General features: G+C 62.3%; 20 protein-coding genes and 3 tRNA genes. 12 read left to right on the plus strand and 11 right to left on the minus strand.

The genetic code is table 11. The features are described 5' to 3' along the window. Positions 1-46: 46 nt before the first annotated feature. A tRNA-Glu gene (locus tag U0023_RS19270) sits at positions 47-121 on the plus strand. An 87-nt stretch (positions 122-208) separates the two neighbouring features. Here U0023_RS19270 and U0023_RS19275 read toward each other — a convergent pair. Continuing rightward, positions 209-511, minus strand: coding sequence for a hypothetical protein (locus U0023_RS19275; RefSeq protein WP_009491530.1), 303 nt, complete (start codon positions 509-511; stop codon positions 209-211). Between the two features lie 218 nt (positions 512-729). Here U0023_RS19275 and U0023_RS19280 point away from each other — a divergent pair, with 218 nt between their 5' ends. Then, entirely contained in the window at positions 730-963 is a 234-nt protein-coding gene (locus U0023_RS19280; protein WP_009491531.1) for a DUF6894 family protein, read from the plus strand. A gap of 62 nt (positions 964-1025) precedes the next feature. On the opposite strand, the gene U0023_RS19285 is transcribed toward U0023_RS19280, so the two are convergent. From U0023_RS19285 to U0023_RS19295, 3 genes are all read right to left on the minus strand, one after another. After that, positions 1026-1280, minus strand: coding sequence for a hypothetical protein (locus U0023_RS19285; protein ID WP_009491533.1), 255 nt, complete (start codon positions 1278-1280; stop codon positions 1026-1028). A gap of 93 nt (positions 1281-1373) precedes the next feature. Beyond that, positions 1374-1985: a 2-dehydro-3-deoxy-6-phosphogalactonate aldolase gene (locus U0023_RS19290; RefSeq protein WP_210161001.1), complete on the minus strand. Its 612-nt coding sequence runs from the start codon at positions 1983-1985 to the stop codon at positions 1374-1376. A gap of 105 nt (positions 1986-2090) precedes the next feature. Further along, complete coding sequence (locus U0023_RS19295) at positions 2091-2288, minus strand: hypothetical protein (protein ID WP_154661040.1); 198 nt, start codon at positions 2286-2288, stop codon at positions 2091-2093. A 399-nt stretch (positions 2289-2687) separates the two neighbouring features. Between U0023_RS19295 and U0023_RS19300 the strand changes: the two genes are divergently transcribed. From U0023_RS19300 to speB, 3 genes are all read left to right on the plus strand, one after another. Then, positions 2688-3203, plus strand: a complete 516-nt coding sequence (locus U0023_RS19300; RefSeq protein WP_009491545.1) for an Lrp/AsnC family transcriptional regulator — start codon at positions 2688-2690, stop codon at positions 3201-3203. Between the two features lie 99 nt (positions 3204-3302). Beyond that, positions 3303-4502, plus strand: coding sequence for an ornithine--oxo-acid transaminase (rocD, locus tag U0023_RS19305; RefSeq protein ID WP_009491547.1), 1200 nt, complete (start codon positions 3303-3305; stop codon positions 4500-4502). Between the two features lie 18 nt (positions 4503-4520). Next, positions 4521-5561, plus strand: coding sequence for an agmatinase (speB, locus tag U0023_RS19310; RefSeq protein ID WP_009491549.1), 1041 nt, complete (start codon positions 4521-4523; stop codon positions 5559-5561). Between the two features lie 258 nt (positions 5562-5819). Here the strand turns inward: speB and U0023_RS19315 are convergent, their stop codons facing one another. Continuing rightward, positions 5820-6794 (minus strand): DUF1624 domain-containing protein, encoded by a 975-nt coding sequence (locus tag U0023_RS19315; protein ID WP_052600516.1) that lies wholly within the window; start codon positions 6792-6794, stop codon positions 5820-5822. A 45-nt stretch (positions 6795-6839) separates the two neighbouring features. On the opposite strand from U0023_RS19315, the gene U0023_RS19320 reads away from it, so the two are divergent. The 3 genes from U0023_RS19320 to U0023_RS19330 all read left to right on the plus strand — a co-directional run bounded on the left by U0023_RS19320 (position 6840) and on the right by U0023_RS19330 (position 8810). After that, positions 6840-7595 carry an SIR2 family NAD-dependent protein deacylase gene (locus tag U0023_RS19320; RefSeq protein ID WP_040638430.1) on the plus strand — a complete coding sequence of 252 codons (756 nt, stop codon included), beginning with the start codon at positions 6840-6842 and terminating at the stop codon, positions 7593-7595. Positions 7596-7722: 127 nt separating this feature from the next. Continuing rightward, a complete protein-coding gene (locus U0023_RS19325; protein ID WP_009491555.1) occupies positions 7723-8343 on the plus strand; it encodes a cold-shock protein in 621 nt (206 codons plus the stop codon). After that, entirely contained in the window at positions 8343-8810 is a 468-nt protein-coding gene (locus U0023_RS19330; RefSeq protein WP_009491557.1) for a DUF192 domain-containing protein, read from the plus strand. Before U0023_RS19325 ends, U0023_RS19330 begins: the two co-directional genes overlap by 1 nt. Before the next feature lie 48 nt (positions 8811-8858). Here U0023_RS19330 and U0023_RS19335 read toward each other — a convergent pair. The 3 genes from U0023_RS19335 to U0023_RS19345 all read right to left on the minus strand — a co-directional run bounded on the left by U0023_RS19335 (position 8859) and on the right by U0023_RS19345 (position 9376). Continuing rightward, positions 8859-8935 (minus strand) — tRNA-Arg (locus U0023_RS19335). 21 nt (positions 8936-8956) lie between these two features. After that, complete coding sequence (locus tag U0023_RS19340; protein ID WP_009491559.1) at positions 8957-9262, minus strand: ETC complex I subunit; 306 nt, start codon at positions 9260-9262, stop codon at positions 8957-8959. A gap of 37 nt (positions 9263-9299) precedes the next feature. Next, positions 9300-9376 (minus strand) — tRNA-Pro (locus U0023_RS19345). A gap of 489 nt (positions 9377-9865) precedes the next feature. Here U0023_RS19345 and U0023_RS19350 point away from each other — a divergent pair. Further along, positions 9866-10126, plus strand: coding sequence for a PilZ domain-containing protein (locus tag U0023_RS19350; RefSeq protein WP_009491561.1), 261 nt, complete (start codon positions 9866-9868; stop codon positions 10124-10126). Positions 10127-10209: 83 nt separating this feature from the next. Here U0023_RS19350 and U0023_RS19355 read toward each other — a convergent pair whose 3' ends face one another. Then, entirely contained in the window at positions 10210-12084 is a 1875-nt protein-coding gene (locus U0023_RS19355; RefSeq protein WP_009491563.1) for a PHA/PHB synthase family protein, read from the minus strand. A gap of 338 nt (positions 12085-12422) precedes the next feature. Between U0023_RS19355 and U0023_RS19360 the strand changes: the two genes are divergently transcribed. Together U0023_RS19360 and U0023_RS19365 are read left to right on the plus strand one after the other, a co-directional pair. Beyond that, positions 12423-12830, plus strand: a complete 408-nt coding sequence (locus U0023_RS19360; protein ID WP_009491565.1) for a hypothetical protein — start codon at positions 12423-12425, stop codon at positions 12828-12830. After that, positions 12827-13144, plus strand: a complete 318-nt coding sequence (locus U0023_RS19365) for a c-type cytochrome (protein ID WP_009491567.1) — start codon at positions 12827-12829, stop codon at positions 13142-13144. The genes U0023_RS19360 and U0023_RS19365 overlap by 4 nt, the downstream gene beginning before the upstream one ends. A 185-nt stretch (positions 13145-13329) precedes the next feature. Here the strand turns inward: U0023_RS19365 and U0023_RS19370 are convergent, their stop codons facing one another. Next, positions 13330-13725 (minus strand): hypothetical protein, encoded by a 396-nt coding sequence (locus U0023_RS19370; RefSeq protein WP_210161002.1) that lies wholly within the window; start codon positions 13723-13725, stop codon positions 13330-13332. Between the two features lie 131 nt (positions 13726-13856). On the opposite strand from U0023_RS19370, the gene U0023_RS19375 reads away from it, so the two are divergent. Further along, positions 13857-14051 carry a hypothetical protein gene (locus U0023_RS19375; protein WP_009491570.1) on the plus strand — a complete coding sequence of 65 codons (195 nt, stop codon included), beginning with the start codon at positions 13857-13859 and terminating at the stop codon, positions 14049-14051. A 94-nt stretch (positions 14052-14145) separates the two neighbouring features. On the opposite strand, the gene U0023_RS19380 is transcribed toward U0023_RS19375, so the two are convergent. Continuing rightward, the gene (locus tag U0023_RS19380; RefSeq protein ID WP_009491578.1) at positions 14146-15132 is read right to left on the minus strand and encodes a phasin family protein; all 987 of its coding nucleotides are present in this window, start codon (positions 15130-15132) and stop codon (positions 14146-14148) included. Between the last annotated feature and the right edge of the window lie 111 nt (positions 15133-15243).

The raw sequence follows: 15243 nt of genomic DNA on the forward strand, positions 1-15243 counted from the left end.
CATCTATAGGTTCGCCCACTTCGGAGGCACTGCCCCGAAGCAATGCGCGCCCTTCGTCTATCGGTTAGGACATCTGCCTTTCACGCAGGAAAGAGGGGTTCGACTCCCCTAGGGCGCGCCACTCTCCGATCCCCCGCATATAGCCGTCGACAGCCCAGAGGTTCGATACCTCGCAGGTTCGATATTTCGCCCGTCGCAGCAGCCCGGCTCAGGCCGGATTGCCCTTGATCTTGGTGACCATTTCCCAATTGTTGCCGGCGGCGATGAGGCAGGCTTTGCCGTCCGGCATGGTCATCACCATGGTCCAGGTTCCGCCGGACGAGGCGAAGACTTCGAGCACCTGTCCGGGCTGGGCGAGACCGATGCCGACGGGGTCTTCCTTGTACTGATCGGCAAGCAGCTTCACGAGCTGTTCGCGCGGTCCGCAGGACGTTTGCGCGGTGGTTGGGGTGATTCCATACGCGGCGACCGCGCCGATGAGGGCGGCTAAGGCAAGAGGGCGACGGACCATGACATGTCCCTGACGGTTGACCCGCTATTACCCTTGGCGTGCCAATCAACGCGCGCTCATGAAAAAAGCTCCATGGATCGGCCTCGGCCGCTACACTCTTGCGATGGGCGTCATCTTTTCAGGAAAATAGGTGTATAGGAGAAGGGTGGGTTCCTGATTGAACCTGCCGCCCGCAAGGGCGTTCTCTCCGCCAAACATCCATCTGAAGCTTGATCCCCATGCCCCGCTATTTCTTCAACATCCGAGACGGCCACGACCTCGACGAGGACGAGGAGGGAATCGAACTTCCCGACCTCGAAGCCGCCCGGGCCGAGGCCCTCGCTACCGTCGAGGAATTGCGGGATGAGTTGGCCGATGCGGGGAATATCGAACTCGAGATCACCGACGAGACCGGCCGGCGCCTCCTGACCGTCCCGTTCTTCCGCGGCGGGCAGGGCGGACGCCGCCGCTGACCTGTAGAAAAGGAAAGGCCCGGCGCGAGGCCGGGCCCTGAATGGCGAGGAGCCGAGTGCGATCAGCACTCGGTCTTCTTCTTGGTGGTCGTATCGCCGAACTCGTTCGTCTTCTGCTTGGTTTCCGTGGTGCAGCCCACCGAACCCGTGCTCGTGGTGACCGAGGTGGAGGACGTCGTGCTCGGCTCGGTCTTGCGCTCGATGGTTGTCTGGCTACCCAGGATTCCCTCTTCCTTCTTGATGGTCGTGGTGGTGTCCTGAGCGATGGCGGCCGTGCTGAGAAGCGTGGCCGCAAGAAGCAGTACCGTTTTCTTCATCGTGAACTCCTTGAACAAGCATTTCTCCCTGAGAACGGCTTTCGCTCCCAGGGGTTCCTGCTCAGGTCGCTCAGAATGAAAAGAGCCTGCGGATCAGGCGGCTTTCAGAGCGCGCCAGGATTGGGCGAAATCACGGGCGTTGCGCCCGATCTCCTCGACGGTCATGGCAGGCGTGAAGAGAGCCGAGCCCAGGCCGAAGCCGTTTGCGCCGGCATCGACATAAGGCTTCATGTTGTCCGGCTTGATGCCGCCGACCGGCAGGACGAGCGCATCCTTCGGCAGAACGGCCCGCCACGCCTTCACGACACCAGGGGGAATGGCCTCAGCCGGGAAGATCTTGATGGCGTCCGCCCCTGCCTTGAGGGCAGCGAAAGCTTCCGTCGGGGTGGCGACGCCGGGGGTGCAGAGGAGGCGGTTCTTCTTGGCCGACCGGATCACGTCGAGATCCGCATGGGGCATGACGATGAGCTTGCCGCCCACGTCATGGACGCCTACGACCTGCTCCGGCTCAAGGACGGTTCCCGCGCCGACGAGCACGTCCTTCGGCATCGTCCTTGCCAGAATCTCGATGCTGCGGAAGGGCTCGGGCGAGTTCAGCGGCACCTCGATGATCCGGAAGCCGGCTTCTACCAGGGAAAAACCGACGGCTTCGGCATTTTCGGGCTTCAGGCCTCGCAGAATGGCGACCAGAGGAAGATCGGTCATATAATCCCGCAGCACAACAGCACCTCCAATCCCGCGCGAAAAGTCAGCTGCCCGAAAGGGCGCTCCCGACAGGCTGGTACTAGTTGGCAAAGGGCGAGGCCGGTTTCAACCTTTTGCCGCGTGGGACGGTAGAAATCGGACGAGATAGGAAACGGCACTGCGAAGCGTATCGCGCCCGTCCGCGCTGTTCTCAATGAACCAGTCCTCGAGCGCCGCCGCGGGATACAGCTCCTCCACGCCGGCGAAGAACTGCATCAGCTTGAGCGAATCGAACCCGAGGGTGTGGGTCAGGGACATATCCAAGCCGATTGTACTTCTGTTGTGCTCATTCAGAGCTCTGCAAAGCGCCGCGATGCTGTCGGCGACCTCTGTCTCCGAAAGAAGGCTCACTGATTTGGGTCCCTCGATAAGTGACGTAGAGTTACAATAGAACGCAACTGAAGCACAATATTGAAATGATATAAAAATGTTGAGAATGCCGTAGAGGCCTTCGACCGGTGCCCGGCAGGGTGCCGTTGATGGACGGCCCGCGGCAGCAGCACCGTCAACCTCCGGGCGATGGACCACAACCCTATGGCGATCCGGTGCGGCTCGGCCTCATTCCTAATGTGGAATTGCAACGCTCATGCCTCGTAGGATAGAGACCTGACGATCCGTTGCCGGCCCCGGTACCGTTCTCATGGGCCCTGTTCGAGCCGAACCATGAAGCCGCCCTCGAAGCTGCTAAGCCGCAGCGTCAAACCCTCCCTCGACCGGATCGACCTGATGATCCTCGATGCGCTCCGCGATCACGGACGCATCACCTATCAGGCTTTGTCGGAGCGGGTAGGGCTCTCGGCCCGGCCCTGTCTCGAACGCGTGAGGCGTCTCGAACAGAAGGGCGTGATCCGGGGCTATACGGCCCTGATCGAGCCGTCCGCCCTCGGCCACGACATCATCGCGCTGGCCGGGATCAGCATGCGGGATCCTTCGACCGGGACGCGGCAACGTCTGGAGCGGGCACTAACAGCCAATCCTGCTGTGATCGAACTCCAGGTGGTCAACGGGGAATACGATTACATCGCCCGGATCGTGGCCCCGACGCTCGCAGCATACGAAGCTCTCACGGAGGCCTATCTTGCGGATCCGGGGTTCGGAATCGGGCGCATCCACACGACCTTCGTGCTGAAGACCTTGAAGGACTTCGAGGGCTTCCCCGTCCCGGACCGCCAGGATTGAGCGCGCGCCTATCGTTGCGCGACAGAATCGGCTGAGGGAGTGCGGAGATTCAGCCTCGATCGGGGAGCTGAGCCCATAAGCTTATCCATGGAGGACCCCATGGATTTCATTGCTCTCGAACGATCGGTCACGGCCGCCAATTACGATCCCTTGCCTGTCGTCCTGAGGGAGGCGAAGGGCGTCTGGGCCACCGACACGGACGGCCGGCGCTATCTGGACATGATGAGCGCCTATTCGGCCGTCAGCCTGGGCCATGGCCATCCGCGCATCCTGAACGCGATGATGGAGCAGGCGTCCAAACTCGCCGTCACCAGCCGCGCCTATCACACGGAACTGCTTGGCCCCTTCCTGGAGCGCCTCGTCCAGGTCACCGGCCTCGATATGGCGCTTCCCATGAATACGGGCGCGGAAGCCGTGGAGACCGCCATCAAGGCCGCCCGGCGCTGGGGCTATGCCAGGAAGGGGATCGCCAAGGATCAGGCGGAGATCATCGTCGCCAACAACAACTTCCATGGCCGCACGACCACCATCGTGGGCTTCTCATCCGACGAATCCTATCGCGAGGGCTTCGGTCCCTTCGCGGGCGGCTTCAAGCTCGTCCCGTTCGGAGATGCGGGCGCGGTCGAGGCGGCGATCACCGGCAACACCTGCGCGATCCTTATCGAGCCGATCCAGGGCGAGGCGGGCATCGTCCTGCCGCCTGACGGCTACCTGAAGGAGCTGCGCGCCATCTGCGACAGGCACAACGTGCTTCTGATCCTCGACGAGGTGCAGTCCGGCCTCGGGCGCACGGGCCGCTGGTTCGCTCACCAGCACGAGAACATCAAGCCGGACGGATTGATCCTCGGCAAGGCGCTGGGCGGCGGCGTCTACCCGGTCTCGGCCTTCGTGGGCACCCACGACGTCATGGAGGTCTTCAATCCAGGCTCCCATGGTTCGACCTTCGGGGGCAATGCCCTGGCGGCCAGGATCGGCCTGGAGGCCCTGGCGGTGATCGAGGAGGAACATCTCGTCGAGCGCAGCGCCGAAATGGGCGGCTACCTCCAGGACCGCCTGCGCGCCATGCGCAGCAACATCGTGAAGGAAGTGCGCGGCCGTGGGCTGTGGGTCGGCGTCGAGGTCGATGCCAACGTGGTTTCCGCGCGCGCGGTTTGCGATGCGCTGCTCGAAAACGGCGTCCTCTCGAAGGACACGCACGGAACGGTGCTGCGCTTCGCGCCGCCCCTCACCATCACTCGCGACGAGATCGATTGGGGGATGGAGCGGATCGAGCGGGTTTTTGCCCGCGCCGTTCATTGATGCACGGGGAGACCATCGATGGCACAGAACCTTAAGAAGATGAGCGAGCCCGTCTCCCGCGAACAGCGGCTGGAAAACTACCAGCCCTTGTCCGGGATGGTGGTTCCGCGCTTCGCCGGCATCTCGACCTTCATGCGGCTGCCCTATCTCGCGCCCACGCAGGCCCCAGGCGAGATCGACATCGCGATCCTGGGCATTCCCTTCGACGGAGCGACCACCAACCGTCCAGGAACCCGCCTCGGCCCGCGTCAGGTGCGCGAGGCCTCCTCCCTGATGCGCCTCGTCAATTACGGAACGCTGGTCGCGCCGTACGAACTCTGCGCCTGCGCCGATGTGGGCGATGTTCCGGTCAATCCCATAGACGTGCAGGATACGCTGCGCCGCATCGAGGCAGAAGTCTCCTATCTCCACCAGGGCGGCGTGACGCCCCTCTCCATCGGCGGCGATCACATCATCTCATACCCGATCCTGCGGGCTCTCGCGGCCAAGAGCGGTCCTGTGGGCATGATCCATGTGGACGCGCACAGCGATACGGGCGACACCTATTTCGGCGGCCAGAAGCTCACCCACGGGACACCGTTCCGTCGGGCCATCGAGGACGGCGTGCTCGATCCCAGGCGCATGGTGCAGATCGGGATCCGTGGCCATATGTATGCCGCCGACGAGCGCGAATGGGCGCTCGATCAGGGAATTCGCATCATCGACATGGAAGAGGTGGTGGAGAAGGGCATTCCCTACGCGATTGCCGAGGCGCGCCGGATCGTCGGGACGGACCCGACCTATTTCACCTTCGACATCGATTCCATCGATCCGGCCTTCGCGCCGGGCACCGGGACGCCGGAGATCGGCGGCTTTACGAGCCGGGAGGCGCTGCAACTCGTCCGCGGGTTCCGGCACCTGAATCTGATCGGCGCCGACATGGTCGAAGTGTCCCCGCCGCTCGATCAGTCCGGTGGCACCGCTCTGGTGGGAGCATCCATCGCGTTCGAACTCCTCTGCCTGCTGGCGGAGGCAAGGGCAGAGCGCGCCGCGAAGGAGACGCGGCTGAACGTGGTCTAAAGCATCGAACGCAAAAGTGGATGCCGGTTTTGCGTGAAAAGATGCAAAAAACAAAAGCTTAGAGCATCGCACGTGCGTTCGAATTCACGTCCGATGCCCTAACGCTCACAACCCTTTGGCGCACCACGTCTCCATGTCATCTCCGGCCTTGTGCCGGTGATCCCGATCTGTAGAGCGCTGTTCCCTAAAGAAGCGGGCTGGCCGGGACACGTCGCCGATCCAGTCCGGCGGCTGCCATGATGTATGTACAGCACTTCTCTACGAAGGCGGGGTCTGGCGCATGCATTGCTGCGCCGCCCGCGAGACCCGCGTGTTGTCCTCCGCTTCGGCCTTGTTGGCGAGGAGCCTTTGCCAGAGGCCGCGCTCCGGGACCTGCTGCAGGATGCAGGAGCAGACCGACGGGCACAGGCCCGGGTCGCCGTTCTGCATCAGGCAAATCTGGCGGCAGGCGGCGGCCGGAGACGGCCCGACGATCTGCGCAACTCCGAAGAGAATCCCGAGCAGGACGATCTGGTGCGTCAGGTAGATCGGCAGGCTCTTGCGACCGGCCCAGGTGAGGAGCCTGAAGACCGGGTTGTCGGCGCGCCAGCGCGCCAGGCCGAGCGACTCCCGTCGGGCCAGCATGAGTTTCCCGCCGGCGGTACCGATCAGCACGAGACCGAACCAGGGGAAGATCGGCACATAATCGTTCGTGACAGGCTCGCGCGCACCAAGGCCAAGCCAGTCGAGCCACGGCGCGTCGAGGGCAGGGCTCGTGAAGAGCCACGGTCCGATTAGAAAGAATGCGGCAGCCGCCAAGGTCAGGGCGGGGTGCAGACGCAGGAAGGGCAGGGCCAGCACGCTCGAGACGGCGATGCAGTGGAGGATGCCGAAGAAGATGTAGCTTTCAGGGAAGGCAAAATAGGTCCCCAGAGTCACGGCCAAGGCAGCGCCGCCGATCCGCAGGAGGCGCTTCAGGAACGGGATCCGGCGAAAGCCCTGGATATGGGCGAGCGCCAGCCCGAAGCCCGCCAGCATCAGGAACGAGCCGGCGATTCCGCGAGCGAACCAACGCCAGGCCGGAACCTGGAGGATGTTCGTCCCGATCAGCTGAAGGAAGCTGAGGTCCCAGCTGAAATGATAGACGATCATCGCGCCGATCGCGAGGCCACGGGCGACGTCGAGGGAGTCCCAGCGCTGGGACGCGGCGGTGCGGGCTTGAGGGGTGGTGGCGGTCACGTCTGTCTGTCTCATGGGCGAAGGCATTCCATCACAGCCTGTCAGCCTTATGTGAGTGACATGACTGAAAGCCTTGCCGCATCAATCGCCACATTACGGGACATGATTCAAGACGCCCGCGTGATCGCCGGCTTCACCGGGGCTGGAATCTCGACCGAGAGCGGCATCCCGGATTTTCGCTCGCCCGGCAGTCCCTGGATGCGGCACAAGCCGATCTCCTTCGGTCTCTTCCTGCAGAGCGCGGAAGCGCGCCGGGAAGCGTGGCGGCGCAAATTCGCCATGGACGACCTCTATCGGGGCGCACGCCCGAGCCTCGGGCATCTCGGCTTCGCATCTCTCGTCGCAGAGGGCCGGATGCCTGCCGTCATCACCCAGAACATCGACGGCCTCCATCAGGCCTCGGGCCTGGCCGAGGATCAGGTCATTGAACTGCATGGTAACGGCACCTATGCCAAGTGCCTGTCCTGCGGTCGCCGCCATGAGCTCGACTGGGTGAGACGGTGCTTCGAGGCGGACGGCGAGCCGCCCGACTGCCGGTTCTGCGGGGGAATCCTCAAATCGGCGACCATTTCCTTCGGGCAGACCATGCCCGAGGGCCCTATGCGTCAGGCACAGCGATTGACGGCATCGTGCGATCTCTTCTTGGTCGCAGGCTCCTCGCTCGTGGTCTATCCGGCGGCGGCATTTCCGGCTTTCGCCAAGGAGAACGGAGCCCGGCTGGTGATCGTCAACCGGGAGCCAACCCCCCTGGACGAGGCTGCCGATCTGGTGATCAATGCGGAAATCGGATCTATCCTTTCAGAGTTTGTATCGTAACTTCAAGAACATGCAGGTTGCCGAAAATTTCATCGGCCTTTGACGCGCGTTTCTGGCTTCCCCTGATTCAGGACGATGTTATCCTCTTATTAAGAATCGGGTTCATGATTCGAGTTTGGGTATTTTCATGACTGGCGATTACGGCTCCAATTCTTTCAGTCTCCGCGAGGAGAATTCCCCTTTAGATCAGGGCCACCGCGAGGTCGCTCAGCCCGCCTCGGAAGAGGGCGCTCTCGAGCTCGTCCAGGTCAGCGGCCGTATCAAGTGGTTCGATGTGGCCAAAGGCTTCGGCTTCATCGTTCCCGACAACGGCATGCCCGATGTTCTGCTCCATGTGACCTGCCTGCGCCGGGACGGCTACCAGGCGGCCAACGAAGGCGCTCGGATCGTCGTCGAGGCGGTTCAGCGTCCCCGGGGCCTCCAGGCCTTCCGCATCCTCTCGCTGGACGAATCCACCGCCCTGCATCCCTCCGAACTTCCGCTGCCGCGCACCCATGTCCAGGTCGTGCCGACCAGCGGGCTCGAGCCCGCCGTCGTGAAATGGTTCAACCGTCTGCGCGGCTTCGGCTTCCTGACCCAGGGAGAGGGTAAGCCGGACATCTTCGTCCATATGGAGACCCTCCGCCGCTACGGCATTGCCGAGCTGAAGCCGGGCGAGCGCGTCTTCGTCCGCTTCGGCGACGGTTCCAAGGGCCTCATGGCCGCCGAGGTTCGTCTGGCCGACATGGCCCTGCCGCACTCCCATTGATGAGCTTGCCCGTGCTGTCGCGTATTCGGCCTGCGTTATCGGCCTTCGCTGTCCTCGTCCTGATCGCCGGCGCGGCCTATGCGCAGGCCTTCGAGAGCTTGTCCATCGCCACGAAGGGCGGGCAGCGGCAGACCTTCAAGGTCGAAGTCGCCCGCAACGATGCGGATCGGGCTCAGGGGTTGATGTTCCGCCGGTCCATGCCGGCCGATCAGGGCATGCTGTTCGACTTCGGTCGCGTCGAGCCCGTCTCCATGTGGATGCAGAATACCTACCTGCCGCTCGACATGCTGTTCATTCGCGCCGATGGCACCATTGCCCGAATCGCAGCCAATACCGAGCCGCTCTCGACGCGGACCATACCGTCCGGAGAGCCCGTGCTCTCCGTGCTGGAGCTGAATGCCGGTTCGGCGGCCAAGCTCGGGATCAAGCCCGGCGACCGGGTGGAGCATCCTCTTTTCAAGCGCTGATTCGATCAGGAGCTTTGGACCAGAGACAGCGTCTCCATGGACAGGGAATGGCGACTCCGGTAGGGCTCGAACCTACGACCTGCCGCTTAGAAGGCGGCTGCTCTATCCAGCTGAGCTACGGAGCCATTCCGCCGTAGGTCCCGACCTCAATGGGTCCAGGGGCCGACGCGGTTGAACTTGAAGTTGTCGGAATAGGAAATCGTCCGCCGCTTGACCTCCTTGGGCTCCTCGACACGGTAGGCGATGCCTTCGCGCTCGGCGTAGGCCATGGCCTCTTCCTTGGTGTCGAACCAGAGGCGGAGCTGCTGGCGGGTATCGCCGGAGCTCGTCCAGCCCATCAAGGGCTCGATCTCGCGAGGCTTGTCCTGCTCGAAAACGAGAAGCCACTGCTTGGTCCGGGCCATTCCGGACTGCGTTGCGGACTTGGCGGGCTTATAGATCCGTGCAGGCATTGGTTTTGGACTCTCTCCAAGACTCATCCGGTGAAGATGGTCGGGGCGGCAGGATTTGAACCCGCGACCCTCTGCTCCCAAAGCAGATGCGCTACCAGACTGCGCTACACCCCGTTATCCTCAACAGCTTGGTTTCTCTATCGATTTGAGAACCGATACGCAAGGGCGAGGTTCCTCTCCCGGAGCACAAAGGAAAACACCCGCCTATCGGGCAAATCGCCAGGATGCCGGCTTGACCTCCCGGAAAGCTTGGGAAGGGCACCGTCCCCATCCCGAATGCCGTATTCTTCCGAGGTGTCCCATACCTCGCATGATCGTCGGCAGGGTTATTCCTTCCCTCGCCGGCAGAGCCATAATCCGAGTCCCGGTCCAGGTTTGCCCCTACGGATCGTACCTGAGCGCCGACCTCTGGGAGGCGCTTCTTTTTGAGCACGAGAGCATCGGAATGACGAGCACATCATTGGAGGCGGGAAGCTGGATCCAATCATCCGCACGATGTGCGAGGTCCCGCGGTCCGAAAACGAACTCATCGGGTTGTCAGACCATGCTCGCACCAGCTTCCTCCTCTAGAAAGGTTGTTCTCTCTAAGGCAGGACCGCAAGAATGAGCCAGTGGACACCGGAGCGTCGGTCAAGTCAGCGTTACCCCGCCTTCATGGAAGGCTGGATCGCCTGTGGGACGACCGGCGAACCGATCGAATGCACGGTGTGGGACCTGTCGGAAGCCGGAGTTCGGCTGGTGGTGCCGCCGCCTGCGGACGTTCCTCTGGAATTCGAACTCCGGATCCCCTCGGAGGACGCCAAGGCCAATGTCCGGCTGATCTGGACCACCGGCATTCACTACGGGGCAAAGTTCATGGACTGATGTCCCTTGTGGGACCAAAGCCCTAAAGCACCGGAAGGGCCTCGAATCGATGACCGGGCGCCTGCCTGACACCGCCTATCGCATCAGGCCTGGAGCACGTAGGTGCCGGGCGCCTCGCCGAGAGCGGCGCAACCTTCGGCCGGCGCTCCCATCGGCGGCGGAACCGTCAGCTCGCCCGAATGCGAGTCGAGCCAGCGGACCCATTCGGGCCACCAGGAACCCTCGAAGCGAGGCGCGATCTTGATCCAGGTGTCGGGATCCAGGTAATGCCCCGAGGCGGATCGCGTCAGCACCTGGTAGCTGCCCCCCGACCTTCTCGGATCGGCCACGATGCCCGCATTGTGCCCGCCGGTCGTAAGAAGGAACGTCACATCGGTGTCGGCCAGGAGATGGATCTTGAAGGCCGATCGCCATGGTGCAACGTGATCGCGCTCGGTGCCGACCGCGAAGATGGGCACGCGAATGTCGCGGATCGCGATGGGGCGGTCATCGACCAGGAAGCGTCCTTCGGCCAGGTCGTTGTTGAGGAAGAGCTGCCGCAGGTAGTCGGCATGCATGCGATAGGGCATGCGCGTTGCATCGGCGTTCCAGGACATCAGATCGTTGGGAGGCGTCCGCTCGCCCAGCAGGTAGTGCCGGATGAGGCGCGACCAGATCAGGTCGTTCGAGCGCAGGAGCTGGAAGGCGCCGGCCATCTGGCGGGTATCGAGATATCCCTGGCTGCGCATCAGGTCCTCGAGGAAGTGAAGCTGGCTCTCATTGATGAAGAGCGTCAGCTCTCCGGCCTCGCGGAAGTCGGCCTGCGCGGCGAGGAGCGACAGGGTGGCAAGACGCCTGTCGCCGTCCCGTGCCATGGCGGCCGCCGCGATGGAGAGAAGCGTGCCCCCGAGACAATAGCCGACCGCGTGGATCCTGCGATGCGGCAGGACCGAGTTGACCGCATCGAGCGCGGCCATCACCCCGAGCTTCCGGTAATCGTCGAGACCGAGATCCCGATCCTCGGCGGTTGGGTTCTTCCATGAGATGATGAAGACCGTGAAGCCCTGATCTGTCAGATATCGGACGAGAGAATTCTCGGGCGAGAGATCGAGGATGTAGTATTTCATGATCCAGGCGGGCACGATCAGGAGCGGTTCCGGGTGGACCTTGTCCGTCGTCGGGTTGTACTGGATCAGTTCGATGAGAGTGTTGCGGTAGATCACCTCGCCGGGCGTCACGGCCACCTTGCGGCCCGGCCGGAACAGTTCCGTGCCGGCCGGGGGCTTTGAGCGCATGATCCTCTCCCAGTCGTCGACGAAGTTCCGCAGGCCCTGAACCAGATTCTGCCCGCCGGTCTCCAGAATGCGCCGCTGCACCACCGGATTGGTCGCGATGAAGTTGGACGGTGAGACCATGTCGAGGATCTGGCGCGTGACGAACTCGACCACCGCTTGGTGCTGCCTGGTCACCCCATCGACATCGGTTGTGGCGTTGTCCCACCATTGCTGCTGCAGCAGGAAGATCTGTTGGGTCAGATCGTAGGGCCAATGCGCCCATTCCTGCTCGGCGAAGCGTCGGTCCTGAGGGAGCGGCTGGATGCAAGGCTCGGCGGCACCGGCATCGATCGCGCGTCGAGACGCATATTGCGTCAGCCGCACCCATTTCCTCGCGGCTTTCGTGGCGAGTTCGACCTGCTTGCCTGGGGAAATCGCGAGATGAACGCCCCAGTCCATGAACGCGTCGATAATTGCTGCCGGCGACAGGCCGGCGGTCAGATATGCGAGGCCGGCATGGGCGCTGTGATCAAGCGCGTCCCGGAGCTGATGGAGCTCGGCGTCGTCCCATGGTTCGAACGAAGGTGGCGGCGCGCAGGCGACGGCATTCGCCGCGACGGGACTGGATCCCGAGACGGGCAGCATGGACGGTTGAGATGGCGAGATCTGACGGTTCTTGGACGTGGAGGGTGTATGAGCCGGCATATCGAACTCCGGAACTTTCCGCCCCTACGCGAGCGGGTAAACCGTCACATTATGGTCGCCGCCGCGATCCGTTCTTTGCGGAGGATCAATCGTCTGGCTCCATTTCGTTCACGTCATCGTGGAGGCAGTGAGGCAAGCGCGGCGCTCCTGCGGGTCATATGCGACAAGAGCTATCTTTTGGGTTACCCAACAGGGCTTCGTCGAGATCTCCGGAACGGCTTGTCGCAGTCCCGCTCATGCCGCAATTTGACGTGAATCAAGGCAGCTGGATGACTTGAGCCCTAAGCTTTGCCGCAAGGGGTGGACCATGAGAGTCCGCTCGCAGCCGGGAGGGACAATTGCTGTACCACGTCACCCTTCATCTAGCCCGCAACAAGGATTTTCCGGAGGGCAGCCCGATTTACGGCTATGAGCTGACAGCGCCGCTCGACGATGGCGGTCGCCTCGACCAGGAGGAATGGGCACGCAAGCGATCCCTATGCCGCGTCCGCCGCTTCTGGGGCGGCGAGGGCGAGCGGCAGGGCATTCTGATTCATCGCCCGGGCGGCTCCGGCGGCGCGACCTGGATGATCGACTACAACCAGGGCCGCCTCGGCGATGAGGAGGCTGGCTACCGTCTCAACCAGCATCGTTTCGTCAAAGGCGAATACGTCACCATCGAGGATGAGGACGAGAAGCCCTACACCTTCGAAATCGTTTCGGTCCGGCGTGCGGAGCCGTCGCCAGCGGAGGGACGCCGGCTATGAGATTCCTTGCCATTGGAGCGATAGGGCTCCTCCTTGGATCGACGAGCGTCATGGCCCAGGCCGGACGTATCCAGCGCGGGCAGACATTCGCGCAGACCAACTGCTCGCAATGCCACGCGATCGGAAAGGTCGGCGAGAGCCCCATTCCCGAAGCGCCGCCGTTCCGGACGTTGCATACCCGTTACCAAATCGAGGATCTGGCGGAAGCCTTCGCGGAGGGCATCACGACGGGCCATCCCTCCATGCCTCAGTTCCAGCTCGATCCGGCTCAGATCAACGACCTCATCGCTTACCTGAATTCCATTCAGGGATAGAGCATCGAACGCAAAAGTGGGAACCGGTTTTGCGTGGAAAGATGCGTCGAGCCAGAAATCGGGAGCATCCGATGTGAGTTCGATTCCACATCGGATGCTTTAGATCGGGCGAGGCGGCATTGAGCGGGGCACCCTACGGGCTGCTCCGGGCCGACAGGGTGCATCACGATCTCTCGCGTATCGGCTCAGGCGAAGGTCCTGTCGATTCGGGAATGGAGAATCATCAATTCCTGAAGGACGGGCGCGCGCCGCTCGCGGTGCAGCCGTCCAAGGCTCACGATCATTTCGTTTTTGCGATCTTCGTCCGCCTCGCTGTTCCTGATCGAAGCGAGGCTTCTCTCATAGGCGAAATCCATGTCAGCGAGATCGGCAAGCACCGTTTGGAGCTGCGGGAGAATATCAGGAGAGTAGAATTTTTCTCTGCTCGATACCTTCTGGAAATGCTCGGCGTTCGTGTCCATAGCTTCCTCCGACGGTATTCTCTTAAGCTTGGTTTCCTTGAGCGATTTGCATAGATTAAAAATGTGACGATGATCTGAAAGGCAGCCTGCGTTGCTGATCACAATCGTGAATATCATCATGCAATACGTGTGCATCGCAAGCATTGATTCCGATCAAAGCATCGGAAATTGTCATCTGCCACGGTGACGACCTGATTGATCGGCCAAGCTGCATGAAACCGTAAGCTGTGCGCGTGGCCTTGGAGGCCCTCATGATCGGATGGATTGTTCGAATTCTGATGATTGCAGCCGGCATCGTCACAGGGTGGTTCGTCGCCAAGGACGCGCCGATCTTCGGGGTGGCGCAGGTCATGGTGGCCCTGCTTCTTCTCACGTTCATCGTCGCCGTCCTGGCCTTCTGGCCACATCGTTGGACAAACGCCTTGAACCGCTCGGTGAAGCACTGACGGGCTCTCTCGACACCGCTGTCACGCCCCGGATGGCAGCCGGGGCGCAATCTCGTGTCGGTGCAAGGGCCCATCATCCTGAGCTGAGGATGCCCTAGGCGGCTCGGTTGGCGCGTTCCGCGAATTGCTTCACCTCGACCGTTGCCTTGCGGGTCGTTTCATCTGCCAATTCCATCATGAGTTCGGCCATGCGCCGGCTGTTGTCGATGGTCTGCTCGAGGTTGTCCCGAATGAGCGAGCCTTGCACGGTTACGAAGTCGTTCATGGATCGGCAGCGTGCGAGGGCGTTCAAGCCCTCGAGATTAGTCTGCAGGCGCTTCTGGCTGAGCTCGAACCATTCCCGCGATACATCCTGGAAGCCCTTGGCCAGATGGGCGCTCGATGGCCCCACGGCCCTCAGGGTCCCGACGCTCTGCTCGCTGTACGCGCGAGACTCTCCGTTCGGACGAGCGTACATCTGCATCGCCTGGCCCGTCGAGCGCCGAGCCATTTCCGAAAAGAGTCCGAAGCTGGTCTGGATCGCCTGCTGCATGGCCTGGGCGATGCTCTGAGCATTCTCGGTTCCGGTCTTCACGGTTTCGGTCAGATCGTCGGTCAGGCGCTGAACCGTCTCCGCTTGGTCGCGCACGCGACGGGCCTCGAATCTTTTCGTCTCGTCGATCGCTGCCATCTCATCCTCCACCTTCTCGGCCACCGCCTCCGCCTCATCGTCGCTCAAGACCTTGAGCACGGCGGGGAGAAGTTCCTTCCTGTCATCGCGAATGTGCTGTTGAAACACCCTTCGCAGTTCGGCCACCTTGGAAAGAAACTCCCCGGTGTTCTTGGGCATGCGCTCCAGGTCCGTCAGGAGCGTGTTGGTTTCCTCGTTGTCGTCGAGGGCCTGTCGAACGAGATCGTCCATTCCGTGCCGTCGAAGGACGGGCAGGAGATGCTGCTCCTGCAGCGTCGCGAGGAGCCGAAGCTCTTCCTGCAGGTCTGCGAACAGACGCTCACGGGATTTCACGGCATTGTCGGAGGTGGCGAGAAGCTTTTCGAAGAGGTCCCGCGCCTTGTCCGGAGGCGTCTGGGTGATTTTTCGCATGATGATGATCCGTTCGCAAAAGTCTGATGAAATGCAGGCCCGCGCGGAGCGCAGCCGTTCGGGCTGAGAATGGTGATGGGATTTCGCTTAGTGCTGGAGGCCCAACGGCCA

Source organism: Microvirga lotononidis, assembly GCF_034627025.1.
GTDB lineage: Bacteria > Pseudomonadota > Alphaproteobacteria > Rhizobiales > Beijerinckiaceae > Microvirga > Microvirga lotononidis.

Excerpts from the sequence above, each read along its gene's own strand:
- U0023_RS19275 (WP_009491530.1), bottom strand. The coding sequence starts at position 511 with ATGGTCCGTCGCCCTCTTGCCTTAGCCGCCCTCATCGGCGCGGTCGCC.
- U0023_RS19280 (WP_009491531.1), top strand. The coding sequence starts at position 730 with ATGCCCCGCTATTTCTTCAACATCCGAGACGGCCACGACCTCGACGAG.
- U0023_RS19285 (WP_009491533.1), bottom strand. The coding sequence starts at position 1,280 with ATGAAGAAAACGGTACTGCTTCTTGCGGCCACGCTTCTCAGCACGGCC.
- U0023_RS19290 (WP_210161001.1), bottom strand. The coding sequence starts at position 1,985 with ATGACCGATCTTCCTCTGGTCGCCATTCTGCGAGGCCTGAAGCCCGAA.
- U0023_RS19300 (WP_009491545.1), top strand. The coding sequence starts at position 2,688 with ATGAAGCCGCCCTCGAAGCTGCTAAGCCGCAGCGTCAAACCCTCCCTC.
- rocD (WP_009491547.1), top strand. The coding sequence starts at position 3,303 with ATGGATTTCATTGCTCTCGAACGATCGGTCACGGCCGCCAATTACGAT.
- speB (WP_009491549.1), top strand. The coding sequence starts at position 4,521 with ATGGCACAGAACCTTAAGAAGATGAGCGAGCCCGTCTCCCGCGAACAG.
- U0023_RS19315 (WP_052600516.1), bottom strand. The coding sequence starts at position 6,794 with ATGAGACAGACAGACGTGACCGCCACCACCCCTCAAGCCCGCACCGCC.
- U0023_RS19320 (WP_040638430.1), top strand. The coding sequence starts at position 6,840 with ATGACTGAAAGCCTTGCCGCATCAATCGCCACATTACGGGACATGATT.
- U0023_RS19325 (WP_009491555.1), top strand. The coding sequence starts at position 7,723 with ATGACTGGCGATTACGGCTCCAATTCTTTCAGTCTCCGCGAGGAGAAT.
- U0023_RS19330 (WP_009491557.1), top strand. The coding sequence starts at position 8,343 with ATGAGCTTGCCCGTGCTGTCGCGTATTCGGCCTGCGTTATCGGCCTTC.
- U0023_RS19340 (WP_009491559.1), bottom strand. The coding sequence starts at position 9,262 with ATGCCTGCACGGATCTATAAGCCCGCCAAGTCCGCAACGCAGTCCGGA.
- U0023_RS19350 (WP_009491561.1), top strand. The coding sequence starts at position 9,866 with ATGAGCCAGTGGACACCGGAGCGTCGGTCAAGTCAGCGTTACCCCGCC.
- U0023_RS19355 (WP_009491563.1), bottom strand. The coding sequence starts at position 12,084 with ATGCCGGCTCATACACCCTCCACGTCCAAGAACCGTCAGATCTCGCCA.
- U0023_RS19365 (WP_009491567.1), top strand. The coding sequence starts at position 12,827 with ATGAGATTCCTTGCCATTGGAGCGATAGGGCTCCTCCTTGGATCGACG.
- U0023_RS19370 (WP_210161002.1), bottom strand. The coding sequence starts at position 13,725 with ATGATGATATTCACGATTGTGATCAGCAACGCAGGCTGCCTTTCAGAT.
- U0023_RS19375 (WP_009491570.1), top strand. The coding sequence starts at position 13,857 with ATGATCGGATGGATTGTTCGAATTCTGATGATTGCAGCCGGCATCGTC.
- U0023_RS19380 (WP_009491578.1), bottom strand. The coding sequence starts at position 15,132 with ATGCGAAAAATCACCCAGACGCCTCCGGACAAGGCGCGGGACCTCTTC.